The organism is Diaphorobacter sp. B2A2W2 (assembly GCF_056730635.1).
Genome location: NZ_JBWZOR010000014.1, coordinates 1 through 21,887 on the forward strand (window position 1 = coordinate 1; position 21,887 = coordinate 21,887).

Annotated in this window: 20 protein-coding genes and 1 riboswitch; of the genes, 8 read left to right on the forward strand and 12 right to left on the reverse strand. The window is 68.9% G+C overall.

The window, feature by feature from the left end; translation table 11 throughout:
* The coding region (locus AC1PPL_RS17860; RefSeq protein WP_479973827.1) for an ABC transporter substrate-binding protein at nt 1–306 on the reverse strand (306 nt) is incomplete at its 3' end.
* Between the two features lie 259 nt (nt 307–565).
* Here AC1PPL_RS17860 and AC1PPL_RS17865 point away from each other — a divergent pair.
* A complete protein-coding gene (locus AC1PPL_RS17865) occupies nt 566–1,339 on the forward strand; it encodes a ferredoxin--NADP reductase (RefSeq protein ID WP_088887909.1) in 774 nt (257 codons plus the stop codon).
* Nucleotides 1,340–1,508: 169 nt separating this feature from the next.
* Here the strand turns inward: AC1PPL_RS17865 and AC1PPL_RS17870 are convergent, their stop codons facing one another.
* Nucleotides 1,509–2,351, reverse strand: coding sequence for an outer membrane lipoprotein (locus AC1PPL_RS17870; RefSeq protein ID WP_479973828.1), 843 nt, complete (start codon nt 2,349–2,351; stop codon nt 1,509–1,511).
* Between the two features lie 125 nt (nt 2,352–2,476).
* A complete protein-coding gene (locus AC1PPL_RS17875) occupies nt 2,477–3,394 on the reverse strand; it encodes a YihY/virulence factor BrkB family protein (RefSeq protein WP_088887911.1) in 918 nt (305 codons plus the stop codon).
* 131 nt (nt 3,395–3,525) lie between these two features.
* Between AC1PPL_RS17875 and AC1PPL_RS17880 the strand changes: the two genes are divergently transcribed.
* The gene (locus tag AC1PPL_RS17880; RefSeq protein ID WP_012655272.1) at nt 3,526–4,062 is read left to right on the forward strand and encodes a shikimate kinase; all 537 of its coding nucleotides are present in this window, start codon (nt 3,526–3,528) and stop codon (nt 4,060–4,062) included.
* A 69-nt stretch (nt 4,063–4,131) separates the two neighbouring features.
* Here the strand turns inward: AC1PPL_RS17880 and mepK are convergent, their stop codons facing one another.
* From mepK to AC1PPL_RS17900, 4 genes are all read right to left on the reverse strand, one after another.
* On the reverse strand, nt 4,132–4,704 hold the full coding sequence (gene mepK / locus AC1PPL_RS17885) for a peptidoglycan L,D-endopeptidase MepK (RefSeq protein ID WP_172205309.1): 573 nt from the start codon (nt 4,702–4,704) through the stop codon (nt 4,132–4,134).
* Nucleotides 4,705–4,737: 33 nt separating this feature from the next.
* The gene (locus AC1PPL_RS17890) at nt 4,738–6,339 is read right to left on the reverse strand and encodes a L,D-transpeptidase family protein (RefSeq protein WP_479973829.1); all 1,602 of its coding nucleotides are present in this window, start codon (nt 6,337–6,339) and stop codon (nt 4,738–4,740) included.
* Nucleotides 6,340–6,374: 35 nt separating this feature from the next.
* Complete coding sequence (metH, locus tag AC1PPL_RS17895; RefSeq protein WP_479973830.1) at nt 6,375–9,164, reverse strand: methionine synthase; 2,790 nt, start codon at nt 9,162–9,164, stop codon at nt 6,375–6,377.
* A 30-nt stretch (nt 9,165–9,194) separates the two neighbouring features.
* Nucleotides 9,195–9,316: riboswitch (S-adenosyl-L-homocysteine riboswitch) on the reverse strand.
* A 166-nt stretch (nt 9,317–9,482) separates the two neighbouring features.
* On the reverse strand, nt 9,483–10,835 hold the full coding sequence (locus AC1PPL_RS17900) for a sigma-54 interaction domain-containing protein (RefSeq protein WP_047350179.1): 1,353 nt from the start codon (nt 10,833–10,835) through the stop codon (nt 9,483–9,485).
* 203 nt (nt 10,836–11,038) lie between these two features.
* On the opposite strand from AC1PPL_RS17900, the gene petA reads away from it, so the two are divergent.
* Both petA and ccoG read left to right on the forward strand, forming a co-directional pair.
* Nucleotides 11,039–11,653: a ubiquinol-cytochrome c reductase iron-sulfur subunit gene (gene petA, locus AC1PPL_RS17905; protein ID WP_479973831.1), complete on the forward strand. Its 615-nt coding sequence runs from the start codon at nt 11,039–11,041 to the stop codon at nt 11,651–11,653.
* A gap of 44 nt (nt 11,654–11,697) precedes the next feature.
* Complete coding sequence (ccoG, locus tag AC1PPL_RS17910) at nt 11,698–13,110, forward strand: cytochrome c oxidase accessory protein CcoG (RefSeq protein WP_252101635.1); 1,413 nt, start codon at nt 11,698–11,700, stop codon at nt 13,108–13,110.
* An 86-nt stretch (nt 13,111–13,196) separates the two neighbouring features.
* Here the strand turns inward: ccoG and AC1PPL_RS17915 are convergent, their stop codons facing one another.
* The 4 genes from AC1PPL_RS17915 to AC1PPL_RS17930 are packed head-to-tail and all read right to left on the reverse strand — an operon-like array spanning nt 13,197 to nt 16,713.
* Nucleotides 13,197–14,189: a tripartite tricarboxylate transporter substrate binding protein gene (locus tag AC1PPL_RS17915; RefSeq protein ID WP_479973832.1), complete on the reverse strand. Its 993-nt coding sequence runs from the start codon at nt 14,187–14,189 to the stop codon at nt 13,197–13,199.
* Between the two features lie 26 nt (nt 14,190–14,215).
* Nucleotides 14,216–15,139, reverse strand: coding sequence for a dioxygenase family protein (locus tag AC1PPL_RS17920; RefSeq protein WP_479973833.1), 924 nt, complete (start codon nt 15,137–15,139; stop codon nt 14,216–14,218).
* Nucleotides 15,140–15,185: 46 nt separating this feature from the next.
* Nucleotides 15,186–15,482, reverse strand: coding sequence for a muconolactone Delta-isomerase (gene catC, locus AC1PPL_RS17925; RefSeq protein WP_011803610.1), 297 nt, complete (start codon nt 15,480–15,482; stop codon nt 15,186–15,188).
* 28 nt (nt 15,483–15,510) lie between these two features.
* Nucleotides 15,511–16,713, reverse strand: coding sequence for a muconate cycloisomerase family protein (locus tag AC1PPL_RS17930; RefSeq protein ID WP_479973834.1), 1,203 nt, complete (start codon nt 16,711–16,713; stop codon nt 15,511–15,513).
* A gap of 149 nt (nt 16,714–16,862) precedes the next feature.
* Here AC1PPL_RS17930 and cynR point away from each other — a divergent pair, with 149 nt between their 5' ends.
* The gene (cynR, locus tag AC1PPL_RS17935; RefSeq protein ID WP_012655261.1) at nt 16,863–17,789 is read left to right on the forward strand and encodes a transcriptional regulator CynR; all 927 of its coding nucleotides are present in this window, start codon (nt 16,863–16,865) and stop codon (nt 17,787–17,789) included.
* 44 nt (nt 17,790–17,833) lie between these two features.
* Here cynR and AC1PPL_RS17940 read toward each other — a convergent pair whose 3' ends face one another.
* Entirely contained in the window at nt 17,834–18,322 is a 489-nt protein-coding gene (locus AC1PPL_RS17940; RefSeq protein ID WP_220638303.1) for a PACE efflux transporter, read from the reverse strand.
* A 71-nt stretch (nt 18,323–18,393) separates the two neighbouring features.
* Here AC1PPL_RS17940 and AC1PPL_RS17945 point away from each other — a divergent pair, with 71 nt between their 5' ends.
* From AC1PPL_RS17945 to AC1PPL_RS17955, 3 genes are all read left to right on the forward strand, one after another.
* Entirely contained in the window at nt 18,394–19,317 is a 924-nt protein-coding gene (locus tag AC1PPL_RS17945; RefSeq protein WP_012655259.1) for a LysR family transcriptional regulator, read from the forward strand.
* 29 nt (nt 19,318–19,346) lie between these two features.
* Entirely contained in the window at nt 19,347–20,264 is a 918-nt protein-coding gene (locus tag AC1PPL_RS17950; RefSeq protein WP_287803907.1) for a PPK2 family polyphosphate kinase, read from the forward strand.
* 180 nt (nt 20,265–20,444) lie between these two features.
* Entirely contained in the window at nt 20,445–21,749 is a 1,305-nt protein-coding gene (locus AC1PPL_RS17955) for a Glu/Leu/Phe/Val family dehydrogenase (RefSeq protein ID WP_479973835.1), read from the forward strand.
* Nucleotides 21,750–21,887 lie beyond the last annotated feature (138 nt).

The following is a 21,887-nucleotide window of genomic DNA, read 5'->3' on the forward strand; positions in this document are numbered from 1 at the left end:
GCCCACGTGCGACAGAAAGCTGCCCATGAGCACATCCACCTTCTCGCGCGCGATCAGTTCCTCGGCCGCGCGCACCGCGTCGCCGGGGGTGGCGTTGTCGTCGCGCGTGACCAGCCGCAGTTGCTTGCCCTGGATGCCGCCGGCCGCATTGATCTGCTCGACCGCCAGTTCCATGCCCTTCTTGTAGGGCTCCAGGAAGGCGGGCTGGGCCTTGTAGCTGTTGATCTCCCCGATCGTGTAGGCCCCCTGCGCATAGGCGCCACCTGCAAACAGCAGGGCGAGCAGGGGGGTGAAGGGCTTGTGCATGGTCGAATCCTTTGCCACAGGTCAGCTTCCGGGCAACGCAACTGTACCGCTGCCACGAGTTTGCCCGACAATGTGCGGGTTTGCCCGCATGGCAGGGGGCAGCCAACGCCCGCACGCGATGCTTGACGGGTGCCGTGGACACAGCGCAAATGTCGGCTTATGCCGAGAGCGCATATCAAAGCCGCGACACTAACGCCACCGGCCCTGCCCCCACGGCTCCCGTTCGCCCTGTTTTCGTTCATTTTTCTGGCACCCATCCATGAGCGCATTTCACGAAGAGCGTGTACTGACCGTACACCACTGGACCGACCGCCTGTTCTCCTTCACCACCACGCGCGACCCGGCGCTGCGGTTCTCCAACGGCCACTTCACCATGATCGGCCTGAAGGTGGACGGCAAGCCGCTGCTGCGCGCCTACAGCATCGTCAGCGCCAACTACGAGGAGCACCTGGAGTTCCTCTCCATCAAGGTGCCGGACGGCCCGCTGACCTCGCGCCTGCAGCACATCCAGGTGGGCGACTCCATCATCGTGGGCAAGAAGCCCACGGGCACGCTGCTCATCGACTACCTGCTGCCCGCCAAGCGGCTGTACCTGATGTCCACGGGCACGGGCCTGGCGCCGTTCCTGAGCGTGATCCGCGACCCCGAGACGTACGAGAAGTTCGAGCAGGTGATCCTGATCCACGGCGTGCGCCAGGTGGCCGAGCTGGCCTACCACGACTACATCACCAAGGAACTGCCCCAGCATGAGTTCCTGGGCGAGCTGATCACCAAGCAGCTCAAGTACTACCCCACGGTCACGCGCGAGCCCTTCCGCAACCAGGGCCGCATCCCCGACCTGATCGACAGCGGCAAACTGGCCGCCGACCTGGGCCTGCCCGAACTCAATCCGCTGGAAGACCGCGTGATGCTCTGCGGCAGCCCGGAGATGCTGGCCTCGCTCAAGGAACTGCTGGAAAAGCGCGACTTCGAGGAAGGCAACACCACGCGCCCCGGCGACTTCGTGATCGAGCGCGCCTTCGTGGAGAAGTGACGCACGCGGCCCTGGCCGCGCCGGTCTGCTAGCAAAATAGGAGCTATTGGCGCTTGCTCACAGGCGATCCAACGCCAATCCCCCTTCAAAACGGCCTGCCCGCAAGCGCAGGCCGCTTTTATTTTTGTAGCGCCTGCGTGGCCGCGCTCGTCAAACGCAACCCCTGCGCTCAATAGCCCCGGTCCACTACGCGCACCGGCTCCACGCCCGCACGGTCGGCGTCCGCCCCCGGGTCCACGCGCAGGCTCTTGCCCTGCACGCGCACGGCCGTGCCCTCGGCCAGCGGCTGGGCGCGCGTGAAGTTGCGCACCGAACCGTCATCCATGCGCACGCGCATCTGGTAGACCGTGGTGGTACGGGCGCGCTGCTCCACCTTGTGGCCCACGTAGCCGCCGCCCACGGCGCCCAGCACCGTGGCCGCGGTGCGGCCCGATCCCTTGCCGATCTGGTTGCCCAGCACGCCCCCCAGCACACCGCCGGCCACCGCGCCCACGCCCGTGGCCGGCGCGGCCTGCTCGACAGCGCGCACCGACTCCACCCGCCCGCAGGTGGCACACACCGGCGCCGCACTGCGCTGCGCCACGGCCCGCTGCAGCGGTTCGCCGCGCTGGGTTGGCACTGGCGAGGGCGATACCCCCGGCTGTGGATAGCCCTGTGCATACGTCTGTGGGTCGTCCTGTGGATACGCCTGTGGAGAAGGCGGCGCTGCTGCGCGCCGGGCTACGGGATTTGCTCCTGAATCGAGAGCTGCCATCGCTTGCTGAGACTGGGCTGGAGGCGCTTTTTCATTCAACACTTCCGCCTCGGGCGTGCGCGGCGCGGTGGCTGCCAGCGTGGCAGCCGGTCCGCTGGCCGCGGAGTCGCCAGCAGGCGGACCGCCGCGCAGGTTCTGCGCCAGCAGCGTGCCACCCAGGGCCAGCACACTCACGCCCAGCACGCCCACGGCGGCCCACAGCCATTTGAGCGAAGCCGCGGACGGGGCTGCGGCGGAGGAAGCAGAGGTGGAATGCATGTGCTCGTTCGGTTGCCAGAAGAAAAGCCGCGGGCTGCGCATGCAGCCGCCACGGCACCGGCGCCAAGGCTAACGCCGGCCCTGCTTCACAAAACCGCGCGCGGCGTAACGGACGTAATCAGCGGTCAACGGCCCGCCGGCGCGGAGGCGGCGGTACGCGTTTCGTGCAGCGCCCGCGCGCTGGCGGCCGAGAACAGCAGCACCGCGGACGAAAAGTAGATCCACATCAGCAGCACCACCAGCGAGCCCGCAGCGCCATAGGCCGACACCACCGCCGCGGTGGACAGGTACAGCGCCAGCAACTGCTTGCCCACCGTGAACAGCGTGGCGCCCACCACCGCGCCGAATACCAGGCAATGCGTGGGCGGCTTGGGGCCGCTGCCGATGCGCATCAGCCCCAAGAACAGCGCCACCGCCACGGCGAAGGCCACGGCCTCATTGACGATCTGCAGCAGCGTGCCCGAGCCGAACGGCAGCCGCGCGCTGGCCCAGGTGGCCAGCACGTTGATGGCCGTGGACAACACCAGCGACACCAGCAGCAGAAAGCCGATGGCCAGCACATAGGCCAGGCCCCGCAGGCGCAGCGAGGCCATGCGCCACCACGCCTTGCGCTCGGGCGCGGGCTGGCCGTGCGCCCACAGCCGCTCCAGCGCGCTCTGCAGCTCCACGAACACCCCCGTCGCGCCGGACAGCAGCAACACGAAGCCGGCCACCGACGCGAGGCGCCCCTCGGCCGGCTCCTGCGCGCTGGCCAGCGCCAGGCGCACCACCTCGGCGCCGCGCTCGCCCATCACCCCGCGCACCTGGGCGATGAGGTTGCTCTCCAGGTAGGCCTGGTCGATCCACCACCCGAGCACACCCACCAGCAACAGCAACAGCGGCGCCAGGCTCAGCATGCCGTAGAACGACATCGCCGCGCTCATGCGCAGGCCGTCGGCGTCCAGCCACATCTGCACGGCGCGCACCAGCGGCGCAATGGGCTGCAACACTCGCTGCAGCAGTGGCTGGGCAATAGATTTGAGGCTCTGCAGGGACAGTGGCATGGCCCGATTGTGAACAGTGCGGGCCCGGCCCCCTGTCGGCGCAAGCCGATAGCCGGCTGCGCACCGGCTGCCGCACGGACCAGGTGGACGCTCTTACACTTCCCAGTCTTCACTCACCACGACAGACAAGCATGCAAACGCGTTGCGCCCTGGTCGGCATGCCGGGCTCGGGCAAATCCACGGTGGGCCGCCAGCTCGCCCGCCGTCTGGGGCTTCCCTTCGTGGACCTGGACCAGCGGCTGGAGCAGCGGCTGGGCACCAGCATCCGCGACTATTTCGACCAGCATGGCGAAGCGGCCTTTCGCGACCACGAGGCTGCGCTGCTGGCCGAGCTGGCCGCCCAACCCGGCGGCATGGTGCTGTCCACCGGCGGCGGCGCCGTGCTGCGCGAGGACAACCGCGCCACGCTGCGCCGCGGCTTTCCCCATGTGATGTACCTGCGCGCTTCGCCCGACGAGATCTTCAAGCGCATCAAGCACGACCGCACGCGCCCCCTGCTGCAGGTGGACGACCCGCTGGCCCGCCTGCGCGACCTCTACCGCGCGCGGGACCCGCTGTACCGCGAGGCCGCGCACTACGTCATCGAGACCGGCCGGCCCACGGTGCACACGCTGGTCAACATGATCATGATGCAGCTGGAGATGGCGGCGCCGGGCGACCCGGTGTAGCTAGCGCCCTTCCTCAGACATGAAAAAGGCCCCGCATGCGGGGCCTTGGTTCTCTTGCGGCGCAGAGGCTTACCAGCTGCGCACACGTCCGGTGTCGATGTGCACGAACTGTTCCCGGGCGTAGTAGCCCACGCCGCCCGCCCGCAGGGAGATGGCGGCGTCGCGCAGGTCGCTCAGGGACACGCCGGGCAGGCGCACGTCGATGGCCTTGCCGTCCATGTGCAGGCTGCGCCGCGCCACACCGCCGCCGCGCGTGGTGCGCAGCGTCTCGTTGGTGTGGGGGCTGCGGTAGCCGGAGATCACCTCGAACGGCTGCTGCGTCTGCAGCGTCTGTCGCACGCGGTGCAGCAGGTGGAACAGGTCCGGGTCCATCACGCCGACGTCGCCGCTGTAGTGGTCGCGCAGGAAGTGGTTGAGCGTGGGCAGCGCCGCGGGAACGAATTGTTCGCCCTGGGCGTAGACCAGCGCCAGCCGCTCATGGGTGTGCAGGTGGTTGAAGGCCAGGCGCCGCGCAAGGTCCTGCGCTTCGCTGAGCGACGCCAACGCCGCCTTGGGCAGCAGCACCGCGGCCGCTGCGGCGTGCGCGACGGCGGCGCCGCGCCCCAGGAATAGACGGCGGTGGGGGTTGTGCGGTGGAGCCATGCGCGAAAAACCTCGAAAAAGCGAAAAAACGCGCTATTTTGGACCGATCACCCCGGCAGCACTACCCGCGCGGACCGCATCGTAGGGTTTTGCCGAATGCTGGCGCAGCAGGCTGGCGAGCTTGCGGTCATGGCCGTACAGGTCGCCATAGAAGTGCGGACGGCCGTCCTGCACCACCACGGTGATGTGCGTGATGATGACCGGCACCGGATGCGGCAGCCGTACGAACACAGGCTTGGGCTGCGCCATGGCCGCACGGATGCGCTCCACGGTCCAGGTGGGATCGTCCTGCAACACGAACTGGGCGAGCGCCACCGGCTCCTCGACACGCACGCAGCCGTGGCTCAGGTCGCGCCGGCTGCGGCCGAACAGCGTGGGCGCCGAGGTGTGGTGCAGGTAGATGTTGTCGTTGTTGGGCAGCACGAACTTGATATCGCCCAGCGCGTTCAGCGGCCCCGGGCGCTGGCGTATGCGCGCCTGGCCTGCCAGCACGGCGCCCAGCATCTCGGGTGTAGCGTCGGTGCTCACTCCCACCGCGCTGACGAACTCCATGCCCTGCCGTGCCAGGTAGCCCGGGTCGCGGCGCAGGCGCGGCACGGTTTCGCCGCGGGCGATGGACGGCGGGATGTTCCAGTACGGACTGAATTCGATGGACTGCATGTCCTCATCGAACAGCGGCGTGCGCGTATCCAGCGCCTTGCCGACGATGACCGCCATGGACAGGCGCAGCGTGATCCTGCCACCCGCGTACTCATAGGCGCGCAGGCGGTATTCGGGCACGTTCACGGCGATCATGCGCGGGCCCTGCAGCACGGGCGTCCAGCGCAGGCGCTCCATCTGCAGCGCGATCTGCTCGGCGCGTGCGGCCGGGGGCACATTCAGCGCCGCCAGCGTGGTCGCGCCCAGCACCCCGTCCGCCTCCAGCCCGTGGCGGCGCTGGAAGGCCGTGACGGCCTCGACCAATGCGGGGGTGTATTGCGCCGGCGCGGACGCTGCGGGCGGCTCGCCCGTGGGCTGCGGCGGCAGGTCGCCCAACGCCACCAGCCGCTCGGCCAGCACGCCCAGGCCCTCCCAGGGCTGGCCCGGCGTGAGCTTGCGGCCCGGCAGCGCGGGCAGCGGCTGCGCCCAGGCAGGGTGAGCGCCCATCGCGCGGTACTGCGCCAGCAGTGCGCGCAGCGCCGGGTACATGGGCACGCGAGGGATGGCCGCGTCCCGCGCCTGCTGGATCTGGCCGTCGGCCAGCGCGGTCTGCAGCGCGGCGCGCAGGTCGGGCTGGGGGCGGCGGGAGTGGTCGTAGCGCTCGTTGAGCCGTGCCGGATCGATGCGCCCGCCGTGCAGCTCATACAGGTAGCGCTCCACGGCCTGCGTCAGCTCCTGGTCGAGCGCCACGGCGGAGGCGGCATCCAGGCCGCGGGCGGCTGCGGCCGCCAGCGCATCACTCAGGTGCTGCGCGCCATAGTCGGCCGGCTCCAGCCCATCGGCTGCGGCTTCGTTGAGCCAGCGCACCGCTTCATGCGCAGCCGGCAGGGGGCGCCCGTCAGCCGTCAGCCAGGACGGGTTCGCCCAGGCAGCCAGCGGCATCCAGGCCGCCAGCAGCAGGGGGGCAGTGTGGTGTGTCAGCAGGCGCAGGTTCATGGGTCGATCTTGGCATGGCCTGCGCCGACCAGGCGCTATAGCCCCAGATTCGGCGCAAGCGCGCGCTCCACCTCGGCCAGGGGCACTCCGCTGCGCTGGGCCATGTCCTGCACCTGCGCATCGTCGATCTTGCCGACGCTGAAGTAGGTGCTCTCGGGGTGGCTGAAGTAAAAGCCGCTCACACTGGCCGCGGGCGTCATGGCGTAGCTGTCGGTAATGTCCATGTCCACGTCGGCCGTGCCCAGCAATGCAAACAGCGGCTTCTTCACCCGGTGATCGGGGCATGCGGGGTAGCCCGGCGCGGGGCGGATGCCCACGTACTTCTCGGCGATCAGTTCGTCGTTGGACAGCTGCTCGCCCGCCTGGTAGCCCCACCAGTCGGTGCGCACGCGGTGGTGCAGCCATTCGGCACCGGCCTCGGCCAGGCGGTCGGCCAGGGCCTTGAGGGTGATGGCGTTGTAGTCGTCGTGGTCGGCCATGAACTCGGCCACCTTGGCATCCACGCCGATGCCGGCAGTGACGGCAAACGCGCCAATGTGGTCGGCCTGCGTGGGTGCGCCACCCTCCGGGCGAGGCGCGATGAAGTCGGCCAGGCAGCGGCTGGGGCGCATGCGGCCCTCGGCGTCGGGCTGCTTCTCGGCCTGCTGGCGCAGGCCGTACCAGGTGAGCACGACCTTGTCGCGCACGGCATCGGCATACAGCTCGATGTCGTCATCGCGCACGGTGTTGGCGGGCCAGAAGCCCACCACGGCGTGGGCCGTGAGCCAGCGGCCCTCCACGATCTTCTTGAGCATGGCCTGTGCGTCGCGGAAGACGCGCGTGGCTTCCTCGCCCACCACCTCGTCCTGCAGGATGTCGGGGTACTTGCCGGCCAGGTCCCAGGTCTGGAAGTACGGCGCCCAGTCGATGAAGGGCACCAGCTCGGCCAGGTCGATGTTCTTGATCACGCGCCGGCCGATGAACTTGGGCGCCGGCGGCTGGTAATGCGCCCAGTCGATGCGCGTCTTGTTGGCGCGGCACTGCGCCAGCGGCCACACCGGCGTCTTCTTCTTGTTGGCATGCAGGTGGCGCACATGGTCGTAGTCGGCCTGCACCTCCGCCAGGTAGCTGTCCTTTTGCTCGCCCAGCAGGCTCTGCGCCACGCTCACGCTGCGCGAGGCATCGGGCACGTAGACCACGGGGCCCTGGTACTGCGGCGCGATCTTGACGGCCGTGTGCACGCGCGAGCAGGTGGCGCCGCCGATCAGCAATGGAATCTTCTTGATGCGGAAGTACTCGTCCTTGTCCATCTCGCCGGCCACGTACTGCATCTCTTCCAGGCTGGGCGTGATGAGGCCCGACAGGCCGATGATGTCCGCGCCTTCGGCCTTGGCGCGCGCCAGGATTTCATGGCAGGGCACCATCACGCCCATGTTGATGACCTCGAAGTTGTTGCACTGCAGGACGACGGTCACGATGTTCTTGCCGATGTCATGCACGTCGCCCTTCACGGTGGCGATGACGATCTTGCCCTTGCTGGACACGTCCAGGCCGGCGGCTTCCTGCTGGCGCTTTTCTTCCTCGATGTAAGGGATCAGGTGGGCCACGGCCTGCTTCATCACGCGGGCGCTCTTGACCACCTGCGGCAGGAACATCTTGCCCGCTCCGAACAGGTCGCCCACGATGTTCATGCCGTCCATCAGCGGGCCTTCGATCACGTGCAGCGGGCGGCCGCCGCCTTGCACCACGATCTGCTGGTAGGCCTCCTCGGTGTCTTCGACGATGAAGTCGGTGATGCCGTGTACCAGCGCATGCGACAGGCGCTCGCCCACGGACTTGGGCGCCTCGGGTGTGCCGCGCCACTCCAGCTTCTTGCTGTCGTCCTTGGCGGCGCCCTTGGCGGCCTCGGCAATCTCCAGCAGGCGTTCGGCCGCGTCGGGGCGGCGGTTCAACACCACGTCTTCCACACGCTCGCGCAGCTCAGGGTCGAGGTCGTCGTAAACGCCGACCATGCCCGCGTTGACGATGCCCATGTCCATGCCGGCCTTGATGGCGTGGTACAGGAACACGGTGTGGATCGCCTCGCGCACCGGCTCGTTGCCGCGGAAGCTGAACGACACGTTGGACACGCCGCCCGACACCTTGGCACCCGGCAGATGCTGCTTGATCCAGCGCACGGCCTCGATGAAGTCCACGGCGTAGTTGGCGTGCTCTTCGATGCCCGTGGCGATGGCGAAGATGTTGGGGTCGAAGATGATGTCCTCGGGCGCCATGCCCACCTCGTCCACCAGGATGCGGTAGGCGCGCTCGCAGATCTCGGTCTTGCGTGCGAAGGTGTCGGCCTGGCCCTTCTCGTCGAAGGCCATGACCACGGCGGCCGCGCCGTAGCGGCGGATCAGCTTGGCCTGGCGCTTGAACTCCTCCACGCCCTCCTTCATGCTGATGGAGTTGACGATGCCCTTGCCCTGCAGGCAGCGCAGGCCGGCCTCGATGACCTCCCACTTGGAGCTGTCCACCATCACCGGCACCCGGGCGATGTCGGGCTCGGAGGCAATGAGGTTCAGGAAACGCACCATCGCGGCCTTGCTGTCCAGCATGGCCTCGTCCATGTTCACATCGATGATCTGCGCGCCGTTTTCCACCTGCTGGCGCGCCACCGACAGTGCCTGCTCGTACTGGTCGTTCAGGATCATGCGCGCGAACGCCTTGGAGCCGGTGACGTTGGTGCGCTCGCCCACGTTGACGAACAAGCTCCCCTCGCCGATGAACACGGGCTCCAGCCCCGACAGGCGCATGGGCGGCACGGCGTGCGAAGGGACGGAAGATGCGGGGGCGGACGACGGCATGGGGCTCACCTGGATAACAAGAACAGACACATCAGGTGAGCGCCGTTGGTACACGCACGGCTGCATGCCGCGGTGGGCCCGAGCCTGACGCCGCCACGCGCGGGCCGCCTGTACGGCCCCGGCCGGCGGGCGCTGCAGCGCTCCTCGGGAAAGCGTCGAATTCTACGCGGCCCACCTTTGGGGGGCAGGCATATGGATATACCCCCGCGTGCACTGTGCGCCCAGAACATGGCCCCTACACGGGCCGGTGGCTGTTTCAAGCAAAAACAGACCGCAAGCCAGCCACAGCAAGCGCTGAAAGCTATCAAACAAGGAGCATCAGCCCTGCTCCCGTAACAGTCGCAGTTTGCGGTACAGCGTGCGCGTGCTGACCCCCAGGGCGCGCGCCAATTCGCGACGCGACGCGGCCCCCCCCGCCAGCGCCGCGCGCAGGGCCTCGGATTCGATGTCACGCAGGGTGGCATGGTCGGGCTGCTGCGCAGCGCGGGCCGGCGCCGCCGCGGGCGCATCGAACGAGAGCGCGCGCTCGATCGTATGGGCGGTCACCACCGCGCCGTCGGTCAGCAGCGCGGCACGTTCCAGCACGTTGCGCAGCTCGCGTACGTTGCCGGGGAAGGGGTGCTGCGCCAGCCGGCGCAGCGCCGCGGGCGCAAGCACCAGGCCCCGCCCCCCGGCCACGCGCTGCAGGAGCGATTCCGCCAGCAGCGGAATGTCCTGCGGGCGTTCGCGCAGCGCGGGCAGCTGGATGGGAAAGGTGCTCAGGCGGTAGTACAGGTCCTGGCGAAACCGCCCCTCGCGCACCATGGCGCGCAGGTCGCGGTGGGTGGCCGCCACCAGGCGGATGTCCGCGCGGCGCAGCTCGGTGTGGCCCACGCGGCGGTAGGTGCCGCTTTCCAGCAAACGCAGCAGCTTGACCTGCATGGTGAGCGGGATGTCGCCCACCTCGTCCAGGAACAGCGTGCCGCCGTGCGCCGCCTCCACCAGGCCGGCGCGTGCGGCATGGGCGCCGGTGAAGGCGCCACGCTCGTGGCCGAACAGTTCGCTCTCGAACAGCGTCTCGGGCAGGCTGGCGCAGTCCACCACCACCAGCGGCCGCCCCGCGCGGGGGCTGGCCTCGTGCACGGCGCGCGCGGCCAGCTCCTTGCCCGTGCCCGACTCGCCCAGCAGCAGCACGCTGGCCTGCGACGGGCCCACGCGCGCGATCAGCTCCAGCACGGCCTGGAACGCGGGCGCGCGCCCGATCATGCCCGGCGCGCCCGGCTGCCCCTGGGCAATGCGCAGCGGCTCCATCTTCTCCAGAAAGTACTGAGGCTGGCCCGCCTCGTCGCGCAGCGGCACCAGTTCGATCTGCACGTATTCCTCGCCCGCCGGGGTGTGGTGCAGGTGCAGCACGCGCTCGCGCTGGCCACTGAAGAGCGAGCGCGCCAGCGGGCAGGTCTCGCCCGCCTGGTCGCACGGCACGGGCGAATGGTGCGAGACCGCATGGCAAGTGCGCCCCACCACCGGCGCGCCCTGGCCGAACTGGCGACGGTAGGCGCCGTTGGCGGCCACGATGCGGTAGCCGCGGTCGAACAGGATGTGCGGCTCGGGCAGCCCCTCCAGCCAGGAGGCAAGCAGCGCGGTCTGCGCCACCTGCGCCGGGGTGGGAGAAAGATCAGGAGTGTCGGCCATGGTGACATATGGTGTCACAAATGGCATGCATTGGCAGTGTTTCTGCCGTCCACCATGGCAGCGCTGACTCCGTGGGTGGATGTAAGCCTTTGTTCCACATAGGGATTTCGCACGCAGTGCCGCGCAGCCAGGCTGGCACGGCTCTTGAGTCAGGACAAGCAAGCGCGCGGTCCTTTGGCCGCGCCCATCGTGAAGGAATCGCCATGACTGCCCTGCCCGCCTCGTGCACCTGCGCTGCGCCCGACGCAGAACGCCGCACCCTGATCCACGCCACGGCCGCCGCCGGGGGTCTGGCCGCCGTCGGCGCGGCCGTGCCCCTGGTCAGCAGCCTGGCGCCCAGCGAACGCGCACGCTCCCTGGGCGCAGCCGTGGAGGTGGACATCGCCGGCTTGCCGCCGGGCGGCATGTTCACGGTGGAGTGGCGCGGCAAACCCGTCTGGATCGTGCGGCGCACGCCGGAGATGCTGCAGTCGCTGCAGGGGCTGGAGGCACAGTTGGCCGACCCCGCATCGGCCAAGGACCAGCAGCCCGACTACGCGCGCAATACCCACCGCTCCATCCAGCCGGAGGTCTTCGTGGCCATCGGCATCTGCACGCACCTGGGTTGCTCGCCCACGGCCGTGGCCCCGGGCGCGCCGCAGTCCGGCCTAGGCGCGGGCTGGCCCGGGGGCTTCTTCTGCCCCTGCCATGGCTCCACGTTCGACAACGCGGGGCGCGTGTACCGCAACAAGCCCGCACCGACGAACCTGGAGGTGCCGCCGCACCGCTTCCTGAGCGCCACGCGGCTGCTGATCGGCGAGGACAGCGCCAGCGCCTGATCGACCGCCCTTCGCCCAAGACCATCACAACCACGCCCCCTTCCATGCCCGCCCCACAGACCCAGCCCCCCGCTGCCGAACGCGACGTCTACGTCGACCTGTACGAAGCCAAGAAGAAGATCTACCCGCGCGCCATCGGCGGCGTGTTCACGCGCTGGCGCTGGGCACTGGTGCTGCTCACCCAGGGGGTGTTCTACGGCCTGCCCTGGTGGCAGTGGGGCGAGCGCCAGATGGTGCTGTTCGACCTGGGCGCGCGGCGCTTTTACCTGTTCGGCCTGGTGCTGTACCCGCAGGACTTCATCTACCTCACCGGCCTGCTCATCATGTCGGCGCTGTCGCTGTTCCTGTTCACGGCGGTGGCGGGGCGGCTGTGGTGCGGTTTTGCCTGCCCGCAGACGGTGTACACCGAGCTGTTCCTGTGGCTGGAGCGCCTGACCGAAGGCGACCGCAGCGCGCGTATGCGCCTGGACAAGGGCCCGTGGACCTTCGAGAAGCTGTGGCGCAAGACGCTCAAGCAGCTCGCCTGGGTGTCGGTGGCGCTATGGACCGGATTCACGTTCGTGGGCTACTTCGTGCCGATCCGCCAGCTGGGCGGCGAGCTGCTGGCGCTGCACGGCACCTGGCAGATCTTCTGGGTGGGGTTCTACAGCTTCGCAACCTATGGCTTTGCGGGCTACATGCGCGAGCAGGTGTGCAAGTACATGTGCCCGTATGCACGCTTTCAGAGCGCGATGTTCGACAAGGATACGCTGATCGTCACCTACGACACCCAGCGCGGCGAGCCGCGCGCCGCGCGCAGCAAGAAGGTGGACGCCAAGGCCGCCGGCCTGGGCGACTGCATCGACTGCTCGCTGTGCGTGCAGGTGTGCCCCACGGGCATCGACATCCGCAAGGGCCTGCAGTACGAATGCATCGGCTGCGGCATGTGCGTGGACGCCTGCAACACCGTGATGGACAAGGTGCAGTACCCGCGCGGGTTGATACGCTACGCCACGCAAAACGGCATGCAAAACCGCTGGAGCAGCGCACAGATGCTGCGCCGCGTGCTGCGTCCGCGCGTGCTGTTCTACAGCGCCGTGCTGCTGGCGCTGTGCACGGCCATGCTGGCCAGCCTGGTCACGCGCACGCCGCTGAAGGTGGATGTGGTGCGCGACCGTGCCGCGCTCTCGCGCGTGGTGGCGGGTGGGCAACTGGAGAACATCTACCGCGTGCAGGTCATGAATGCCACCGAGCAGCCCCAGCGCTACCGCATCACGGCCAGCGGCCTGCAGGGGCTACAGGTGGCCTCGGAGCCCGAAGTGGAGATCGGCCCCGCCGAGTCGCGCTGGGTGGCGGTGCGGCTGCAGGTGCCCTATGGCGCCGCGCCCGCCGGTTCGCACACCGTGCACCTGGACGTACAGGCGCTGGGCGACCGGGCGCAGGTGTCGGAAAAGACCGTGTTCCTCGTGCCGCGGTAGGCGCGGCCGCACATTACAAGCCAAAAGAGCTTCCAGCGCGCTTCTATCAAGCGCTGGAAGCTCCTTATTTCATAGCAACTTCGCTATCAATCCATGCGGATGTTGCGCTCCTTGATCAGCGCGCCCCAGCGGGCCAGCTCCTTGTCCAGGTGCGTGGCCAGCTGCTGCGGCGTGGTGCCGATGGGCTCGGCGCCGATGGTCTCGAACTTGGCCACGGTATCGGGCTGCTTCATGGCGTCGATCAGCGCGGCGTTGATCTTGTTCACGATGGCCGCCGGCGTGCCCGCGGGCGCGAACACGGCAAACCAGGGCGAGACCTCGTAGCCCGGCACGCCGGCCTCGGCGATGGTGGGCACGTCGGGCAGCGTGGCCGATCGCTTGGCGCTGGTCACGCCCAGCGCGCGCAGCTTGCCGGCCTGGATGTGCGGGCGCGCCGAGGTGATGCTGTCGAACATCAGGTCCACCTGGCCGCCCAGCATGTCGGTCACGGCCGGGCCGCTGCCCTTGTAAGGCACGTGCAGCAGGTTCAGCCCGGCCATGGAGGCGAACACCTCGCCCGCCAGGTGAATGGAGGTGCCGTTGCCGGCCGAGGCATAGGTGAGCTTGCCGGGGTCGCGCTTGGCATGGGCGACCACGTCGGCCACGGACTTGTCGGTCGTCTTGGCGGTGTTCACCACCAGCACGTTGGGCACGATGGCCAGCAGGCTGATGGGCGCGAAGTCCTTCACCGGGTCGTAGCTCAGGCGCGGGTACAGCGCCTTGTTGGTGGCCATGCCGATGGACGTGATCATGATGGTGTAGCCATCGGCCGGCGACTTGGCCACGGCGTCGGCGCCGATGTTGCCGCCCGCGCCGGGGCGGTTCTCGATCACGAAGGGCTGGCCCAGCGTGCGGCCGGCCTTCTCGCCCAGCGTGCGGGCAATCACGTCCATGGCGCCGCCCGGAGGGAAGGGCACGACCCACTTGATGGGCTTGGCAGGCCAGTTGGCGTCGGGCTGCGCCATGGCGGCAGCGGGCAGCAGGCCGGCGGCGGCCAGGGTGCAGGCGCCCAGCAGGGCAATGCGGCGGGAGAAAGTCATGGTGTGTCTACCTCAGGTCCAGGATGTCAGGCGGCGGCCACGCGGTCCATGCGTGCCTCGGGGCGCTGCTCGTCGGCCGACAGGGCCTTTTGCAGCACGAAGTCAAAGCGCACGCGGGTGAACGGCGCGCTGATGCCCAGCGATTCATAGCCGGCGGCGGGCGTGCCCGGCTCCAGCGTGACCACCAGGCCGTCGCGCGTGGCGAAGGCGAAGTCGTCGTCCAAGAAGCTGTCGCCCGGAATGTTGACCTGCGTGGTCAGCGTGCGCAGGCCTTCTGCTACCACCAGGAAGTGGATGTGCGCGGGGCGGTTGCCATGGCGGCCCAGGGCGTCGAACAGTTCGGCCGTGGGGCTGCCCGGCGGGATGGCGTAGCCCGGCGGGATGAAGCTGCGAAAGCGATAGCTGCCGTCCGCCCCCGTGCGGATCTTGCGGCGCAGGTGGTAGGGCGCCTGGTCGGGGTCGAAGTGCGAGTAGCGGCCCAGCTCGTTGGCGTGCCACACGTCCACCAGCGCGCCGGCCACGGGCTGGCCCGCGGTGTCGAGCACGCGGCCTTCCATCACCACCACCTCGCCGCGGGGCGGCTCCTCACCTTCGTCCAGGCGCACCTCGCGCTCGGACAGCGGCGCGCCGGCCACGAACAACGGGCCCTCGATGGCGCGCGGCGTGCCCGCGGCGCGCTGGGCGCGCTCGTCGGCCTCGTCCATGCGGATGTCGATCAGGCGGTCAAAGCCCAGGCCGGCGGTGATCAGGCCCGTCTGACCGGCGGCGCCCAGGCGCGTGAGCCAGCCCACGCCGGCCCAGAACTCGTCGGGCGTCACGTCCAGGTCTTCGATGGTGCGGAACAGGTCCGTGACGATGCGCTGCGTGATCTGGCGCACGCGGGCATTGCCCTCGGCCACGTGCACGGTGTTGACGATGTCCAGCAACTGCTGGGCGGTGTATTCGGCCATGTCTCTCTCCTGTGGGATGGAATGTGGGGTGTCGGGGGGCCGTGCGTCAGCCGGCGGCGCCTTCTTGCACGATGGCTGAAGGGTGGTTCGCCAGCGGCGTCACGTGGATGTCCATGTAGGGGAACAGCGGCAGTTGCGACAGCAGCTGGTGCAGCTCGTCGTTGGACTGCACGTCGAACACGCTGTAGTTGGCGTACTCGCCCACCACGCGCCAGATGTGGCGCCAGCGGCCGTCACGCTGCAGGTCTTGCGAGTACTTCTTCTCGCGGGCCTTGATTTCGTCGGCCTGCGCGGCGGGCAGGTCGTGGGGAATCTTCACATCCATGCGAACGAGGAACAGCATCTGGGTTTCTCCTGGCAAAAAAAGGGGTTCAGGCGGGCTGCGCGCTGGCGCGGCCCAGGTCCACGTGCACGGGCGTGAGGCCCTGGCGTGCACGGTCGAAGCGGTCGAGCCGCTCGGGCACCACGGTGAGGCCGAAGCCCGGCCCGTCGGGCAACTGCAGCGCGAAGTCGGAAAGGACCATCTGCTGCTCCACGATGTCGTCCACCAGCAGCTGCGGGCCGAACAGCTCGCAGTTGTGGTGCGTGCCGCCCAGCGTCGCAAACACATGGGCCGAGGCAGCGCTGCCGACGGAGGTCTCCAGCATCGTGCCGCCGTACCAGCCGATGTCGGCGGCGCGCGCCACGTCGGCCACGGCGCGCGTGCGCAGCAGGCCGCCGTGCTTGGCGATCTTGAGCGAGAACACGTGGCAGGCGTTATGGCGCGCCAGGCGCATCGCGTCCTGCGGCGTGCAGACGGTCTCGTCGGCCATCACCAGCGCGGTGTGGGGCAGCGTGGCGGTGAGCTGGCGCAGCGCCTCCTCGTTCCACTGGGCCACGGGCTGCTCGATCAGGCCCACACCGGCGTCGATCATCTCGGGCAGGTAGCGGCGCGCGGTGGCGCCGTCCCAGGCCTGGTTCACGTCCACCGTCATGCTGGCGCGGCCGTCCAGCGCGCGGGCGATGCGTGCCACGTGCGCCACGTCGTCCTGCGGCGCGCGCGCGCCGATCTTGAGCTTGAAGATGCGGTGGCGGCGCGCGGCCAGCATCTTCTCGGCCTCCTCGATGTCCTTGGCGGAGTCGCCGCTGGCCAGCGTCCACGCCAGGGGCAGGCTCTCGCGCTGCTTGCCGCCCAGCAGTTGCCACACGGGCAGGCCCATGCTGCGCGCCACGGCGTCGATGGCGGCCTGCTCCACGGCGCTCTTGGCAAAGCGGTTGCCCTTGCAGGCCTGATCCATGCGCTGCAGCAACTGCTCGAAGCGGCCCGCGTCCTGGCCGATCACGGCAGGCGCGAGGTAGCTGTCGATGGCATGCCGGATGCTCTCGGGCGATTCCTCGTTCCACGAGGGGCCGCCGATGGTCGCGGCCTCGCCGAAGCCGCTGGCGCCATCGCTCAGCCACAGCTGCACGATCACGGGGCTCTGGCGCTGGATGGCGCCGAACGAGAGCTTGTGCGGGCGGATCGTGGGGATGTCCAGGATGCGTGCCTGGATGCGTTCGATGCGCAGCACGGAAGCGGAAGGAGAAGTCATCATGGAAAGCGGGCCGTGGCGGAAAAAAGCGTTACGGGCCATGACCTTAGCGCTGGCATCGGGGCGAATCCAATGAGATATATTGCAGTTTTTGTTCGACACCATCGAACAGTCACAGGTTTTAGGGTTAACCCTTAGAACGGATTGCACCCATGGAACTACGCCAGTTGCGGTACTTCTTGAGCGTGGCCGAGACCGAGCACCTCACCCGCTCGGCGGATGCGCTGTTCGTCACGCAGTCCACGCTCTCGCACGGCCTGCGCCAGCTGGAGGCCGAGTTGGGCGTGCCGCTCTTTGACCGCCTGGGGCGCGGGCTGCGCCTGTCCCAGGCGGGCCACGCCTTTCGCGACCACGCGGCGCGCGCGCTGCAGGAGCTGGAAGCCGGGCGGCAGGCCGTGGCCGACATGAGCGCGCTGCAGACCGGCACGCTCCAGGTGGGCGTGATCCCCACCTTCCTCACGCGCTTCGTGCCCGACGCGGTGGCCGCCTTCAGCGCGCGCTACCCGGGCGTGCAGCTCACCGTGCGCGACCTGCGCAGCGGCCAGATCGAGGAACTGCTGATCGCCGGCCGGCTGGATCTCGGCATCGCCTTCCATCCGGCCAGCCGCGAGGAGATCGAGGCCGAGCCGCTGTTCGAGGAACGCATGCATCTGGTGGTGCACCAGGGCCACCCGCTGGCGCGCAGGCAGCGCCTGCGGCTGGCCGAGCTGGCGGGCGTGCCGCTGGCGCTGCTGCCGGCCAGCTTCGCCACGCGCCGGTTGATCGACGCGGCCTTCGCCCAGGCGGGCGTGACGCCGCTGGTGCGCGTGGAGATGGAGTCGGTGGATGCGCTGCTGCAGGCCTGCCGCAGCGGGCCGCTGGCCACCATCGCCGCCGAGCACGCGGCCCTGCACGCGGGCCCCGACATGCGCGCCGCCGTGCTCACCGAGCCGCGCACCGTGCGCCGCGCCGGCCTGCTGTGGCGCCGCGGCGCCTCGCGCAGCGCCGCGGCGCGCGAGTTCGTGGCGCTATTGCGGCCCGCCATCGCACGCACCGCTGCTCCGCCTTCCCTGCAGGGCGGTGTTGCACAGCAAGAGTAAAAAATGGCTCTAGCGCTTACCAGTCAAGCGCAAGCAGCTATGAACTAAGGAGCGCCTACCGCTACCCCGGCTGGCGCGGCAGCAGGCACGGCCTGGGCCGATGCGGGCAGGCCGAAGATGCGGTCGAACGCCCAATTGAAGGCGTAGGTGTAGACAAGGAAAAACAGCAGCAGGCCGGCCTCCATCACCGTGGCCTGCCACAGGCTCACGCCGAACCACCAGGCCATCAGTGGGATGAGGACCAACGCTAGACCGCCCTCGAAGCCCACGGCGTGCACCACGCGCCGCAGTACGGAGCGGCCCTTGACGCGCTGGCGCGCCTCCCAGCGCTCGAACAGGGCGTTGAAGGTCACGTTCCAGGCGATGGCCAGCGCGGACGCGACGACGGCCATCACCCCCGAAGCGCCCGCGCCCTGGCCAATGGCCATGAAGAGCAGGCTGGAGACGATGATCGCGATGATTTCGTAAAGGGTGACAAAGACCACCCGGCGCTTCGGCCCCTGCAGGCCGACCGCATGTGTTGTTGCACTCATGCGGCGCAGTATAGGGAGTGAAATCTGAAGGAAAAAGTCATCTTCTTTCAGAAATATTGATAGATTGGCGCATGGCCTTCACTTCCGACAACGTCCTCGTGTTCCTGGCCGTGCTGGACCGCGGCTCGTTCTCCGCCGCGGCGCGGGCGCTGTCGCGCGTGCCCTCGGCCGTGAGCATGGCCATCGCCCAGCTGGAAGCCGAGCTGGACATGCCCCTGTTCGACCGCAGCGGCCGCGAGCCGCGCCCCACGGCGGCCGCGCGTGCGCTGGAGCCGCAGGCACGCGCGCTGGCGGCGCAGCTGCAGCAGCTCAATACCCAGGCGCTGGCGCTGACCCAGGGGCTGGAGGAGCGCCTGACCCTGGCCATTGCACCCGAGCTGTTGGCCGCGCGCTGGCACGGCCCGCTGGCCACGCTGGCGCAGGACTACCCGCTGCTGCAGGTGGAGGTGCTGGCCGCGCCCCAGGCCGATGCGCTGGCCCTGCTGCATGCCGGGCGCGCCCAGCTCGCGCTGGTGTTCGAGCGCCCCAGCCTGGACGGGCGGGAAGACTTCCAGGAGGTGGGCAGCGAAACCCTGGTGGCCGTCATCGCGCCGCAACATCCGCTGCTGGCGCCGCGCGCGGCGGGTGCGGGCCCTGCAGGCCTGCGCGAGGAACACCTGGCCGGCACGCGCCAGATCGTCGTGGCCGGGCGCGACCTGGGGCAGACCGATGCGCGCTTCGTCTACGCGCGCCACCATTGGCGCACCGACAGCCACTTGGCCGCGCTGGGCTTGATCGAGGCCGGCCTGGGCTGGGGCTGGCAGCCGCGCGCGCTGGTGGCGCCGCGCATCGCCGCCGGCACGCTGGTGGAACTGCCCCTGGAGAACCTGAGCAACGGCGCCCAGTTGTGGGTGGACGTGGTCTGGTCGCGCGAGCGCCCGCTGGGCCTGGGCGCACGCCGCTTCGTAGAGTTGATGGCGCGCCAGCGCCCCGGCAGCAGCCCGGCGCCACAATAGCCAGGCACTGACCATCTTGAGGAGCGTTCATGCCCACCTACCTGCCACCCTTTGACATCGCCGACGACGCGCTGGCCAAGCAATGGCGCCAGTGGCAGCCCAAGGACTTCGCCCCGAACGGCGGCAACGGCAAGAACGACAAGAACGGCAAGCACGCCGACAAGGACAACGGCGCGCTGCACCTGAAGGACTACGACCCTGGCGCCAAGCCTTTTTCCTGCGGCGACAAGGCACTGGACAAGGCCCGCGTGGAGGAGCTGGCGCTGGAGCTGGACGCGCTGCAGGACCTGCTGTACGCCGACCGCCGCTACAAGCTGCTGGTGGTGCTGCAGGGCATGGACACCGCCGGCAAGGACGGCACCGTGCGCGGCGTGTTCGGCCGCATGAGCGCCCTGGGCGTGCATGCCGTGGGCTGGAAGGCGCCCACCGAGCTGGAGCGCGCGCACGACTACCTGTGGCGCATCCACCGCCAGGTGCCGGGCGCGGGCGAGCTCACCGTGTTCAACCGCAGCCATTACGAAGACGTGCTGGTGCCCGTGGTGAACGGCTGGATCACGCCCGAGCAGCAGCGCCAGCGCTATGCGCACATCAACGACTTCGAGCGGCTGCTGGCCGAAACGGGCACGGTGGTCATGAAGTTCATGCTGCACATCAGCAAGGACGAGCAGCGCCAGCGCCTGCAGGAGCGCCTGGACGACCCCACCAAACACTGGAAGTTCGACATGGGCGACATCCAGGTGCGCGAGCAGTGGGACGCCTACCAGCGCGCCTATGAGGCCTTCCTGCCCGCCACGCACACCCCGTGGGCGCCGTGGACCATCGTGCCCGCCGACTCCAAGACGCACCGCAATCTGATGATCGCCAGCGTGCTGCGCGGCGTGCTGCAGCGGTTGGAACTGCGCTACCCACCGGGCGAACCCGCGCTGGAAAAGTTCACAGTCAAATAGGGCTCTAGCGCTTGCATGGCAAGCGCCAACAGCTCCTTTTAAAGGAGCAAATTTCACCAAGGCGCGGGCATAGCAAGGTTATGCATCGAATGCATTAGATGGAAACATGGCGGCGTTGGACAGCCCTGGGCGACAGGCATAAAGTGCTTCGCTTGGTAGACATTCCCCAAGGAATTCCGCATGTCCAACACCCCCAACCCACCCCTTCCCACCCACGCGCTGCCGTCCTATCTGGACCCCAACCACCTCGGCCCCTGGGGGGTGTATCTGCAGCAAATCGACCGCGTCACCCCTTACCTGGGCAGCCTGGCGCGCTGGGTGGAGACGCTGAAGCGCCCCAAGCGTGCGCTGATCGTGGATGTGCCCATTGAGCTGGACAACGGCACCATCGCCCACTTCGAGGGCTACCGCGTGCAGCACAACGTCAGCCGAGGCCCGGGCAAGGGCGGTGTGCGCTTTCACCAGGACGTGACCCTGTCCGAAGTCATGGCCCTGTCGGCCTGGATGAGCATCAAGAACGCGGCCGTGAACGTGCCCTACGGTGGCGCCAAGGGCGGCATCCGCGTCGACCCCAAGACCCTGTCGAAGGCCGAGCTGGAGCGCCTGACGCGCCGCTACACCAGCGAGATCGGCATCATCATCGGCCCCTCCAAGGACATTCCCGCGCCGGACGTGAACACCAACGCCCAGGTCATGGCCTGGATGATGGACACCTATTCCATGAACGTGGGCACCACCGCCACCGGCGTGGTCACGGGCAAGCCCGTGGACCTGGGTGGCTCGCTGGGCCGCGTGGAGGCCACGGGCCGCGGCGTGTTCACCGTGGGCGTGGAGGCCGCGCGCCTGAACGGCATGGCCATCGAGGGTGCGCGCGTGGCCGTGCAGGGCTTTGGCAACGTGGGTGGCACGGCCGGCAAGCTGTTTGCCGAGGCCGGCGCCAAGGTGGTGGCGGTGCAGGACCACACCGGCAGCATCCACAACGACAAGGGTCTGGACGTGCCGGCGCTGCTGGCGCACGTGCAGCGAACCGGCGGCGTGGGCGGATTCGCCGGCGCCGAGCCCATGGACAACGACGCCTTCTGGGGCGTGGCCTGCGACATCCTGATCCCCGCAGCGCTGGAGAGCCAGATCACCAAGGACAACGCGGGACGGATCCAGGCCAAGATGGTGATCGAGGGCGCCAACGGCCCCACCACCCCTGAGGCCGACGACATCCTCAACGACAAGGGCGTACTGGTGCTGCCCGACGTGATCTCCAACGCCGGCGGCGTGACGGTCAGCTACTTCGAGTGGGTGCAGGACTTCTCCAGCTTCTTCTGGACCGAGGACGAGATCAACGCCCGCCTGGTGCGCATCATGAAAGAGGCCTTCGCGGGCGTGTGGCAGGTGGCGCAGGAGAACAAGGTCACGCTGCGCACGGCGACCTTCATCGTGGCCTGCAAGCGCATCCTGCATGCGCGCGAGATGCGCGGCCTGTACCCCTGAAACGGCCCGCTCCGTGCGCAAGGCGGCCTGCGGGCCGCCTTTTCTTTGCCTGCCCTTCCGGCCCCGGCGCACGCGCATACGGGACATCGCGGATGACGCGCGCGCACCCCATTTTTATAATCGGCCGTGCAGACTGCC

What these genes read in the sequence shown, in the direction of transcription:
- AC1PPL_RS17920 (WP_479973833.1), bottom strand. Translation starts at nt 15,139, where the DNA reads ATGGCCGAATACACCGCCCAGCAGTTGCTGGACATCGTCAACACCGTG.
- metH (WP_479973830.1), bottom strand. Translation starts at nt 9,164, where the DNA reads ATGCCGTCGTCCGCCCCCGCATCTTCCGTCCCTTCGCACGCCGTGCCG.
- AC1PPL_RS17945 (WP_012655259.1), top strand. Translation starts at nt 18,394, where the DNA reads ATGGCCTTCACTTCCGACAACGTCCTCGTGTTCCTGGCCGTGCTGGAC.
- AC1PPL_RS17890 (WP_479973829.1), bottom strand. Translation starts at nt 6,339, where the DNA reads ATGAACCTGCGCCTGCTGACACACCACACTGCCCCCCTGCTGCTGGCG.
- AC1PPL_RS17930 (WP_479973834.1), bottom strand. Translation starts at nt 16,713, where the DNA reads ATGATGACTTCTCCTTCCGCTTCCGTGCTGCGCATCGAACGCATCCAG.
- petA (WP_479973831.1), top strand. Translation starts at nt 11,039, where the DNA reads ATGACTGCCCTGCCCGCCTCGTGCACCTGCGCTGCGCCCGACGCAGAA.
- AC1PPL_RS17875 (WP_088887911.1), bottom strand. Translation starts at nt 3,394, where the DNA reads ATGCCACTGTCCCTGCAGAGCCTCAAATCTATTGCCCAGCCACTGCTG.
- ccoG (WP_252101635.1), top strand. Translation starts at nt 11,698, where the DNA reads ATGCCCGCCCCACAGACCCAGCCCCCCGCTGCCGAACGCGACGTCTAC.
- catC (WP_011803610.1), bottom strand. Translation starts at nt 15,482, where the DNA reads ATGCTGTTCCTCGTTCGCATGGATGTGAAGATTCCCCACGACCTGCCC.
- AC1PPL_RS17940 (WP_220638303.1), bottom strand. Translation starts at nt 18,322, where the DNA reads ATGAGTGCAACAACACATGCGGTCGGCCTGCAGGGGCCGAAGCGCCGG.
- cynR (WP_012655261.1), top strand. Translation starts at nt 16,863, where the DNA reads ATGGAACTACGCCAGTTGCGGTACTTCTTGAGCGTGGCCGAGACCGAG.
- mepK (WP_172205309.1), bottom strand. Translation starts at nt 4,704, where the DNA reads ATGGCTCCACCGCACAACCCCCACCGCCGTCTATTCCTGGGGCGCGGC.
- AC1PPL_RS17915 (WP_479973832.1), bottom strand. Translation starts at nt 14,189, where the DNA reads ATGACTTTCTCCCGCCGCATTGCCCTGCTGGGCGCCTGCACCCTGGCC.
- AC1PPL_RS17880 (WP_012655272.1), top strand. Translation starts at nt 3,526, where the DNA reads ATGCAAACGCGTTGCGCCCTGGTCGGCATGCCGGGCTCGGGCAAATCC.
- AC1PPL_RS17955 (WP_479973835.1), top strand. Translation starts at nt 20,445, where the DNA reads ATGTCCAACACCCCCAACCCACCCCTTCCCACCCACGCGCTGCCGTCC.
- AC1PPL_RS17900 (WP_047350179.1), bottom strand. Translation starts at nt 10,835, where the DNA reads ATGGCCGACACTCCTGATCTTTCTCCCACCCCGGCGCAGGTGGCGCAG.
- AC1PPL_RS17950 (WP_287803907.1), top strand. Translation starts at nt 19,347, where the DNA reads ATGCCCACCTACCTGCCACCCTTTGACATCGCCGACGACGCGCTGGCC.
- AC1PPL_RS17865 (WP_088887909.1), top strand. Translation starts at nt 566, where the DNA reads ATGAGCGCATTTCACGAAGAGCGTGTACTGACCGTACACCACTGGACC.
- AC1PPL_RS17870 (WP_479973828.1), bottom strand. Translation starts at nt 2,351, where the DNA reads ATGCATTCCACCTCTGCTTCCTCCGCCGCAGCCCCGTCCGCGGCTTCG.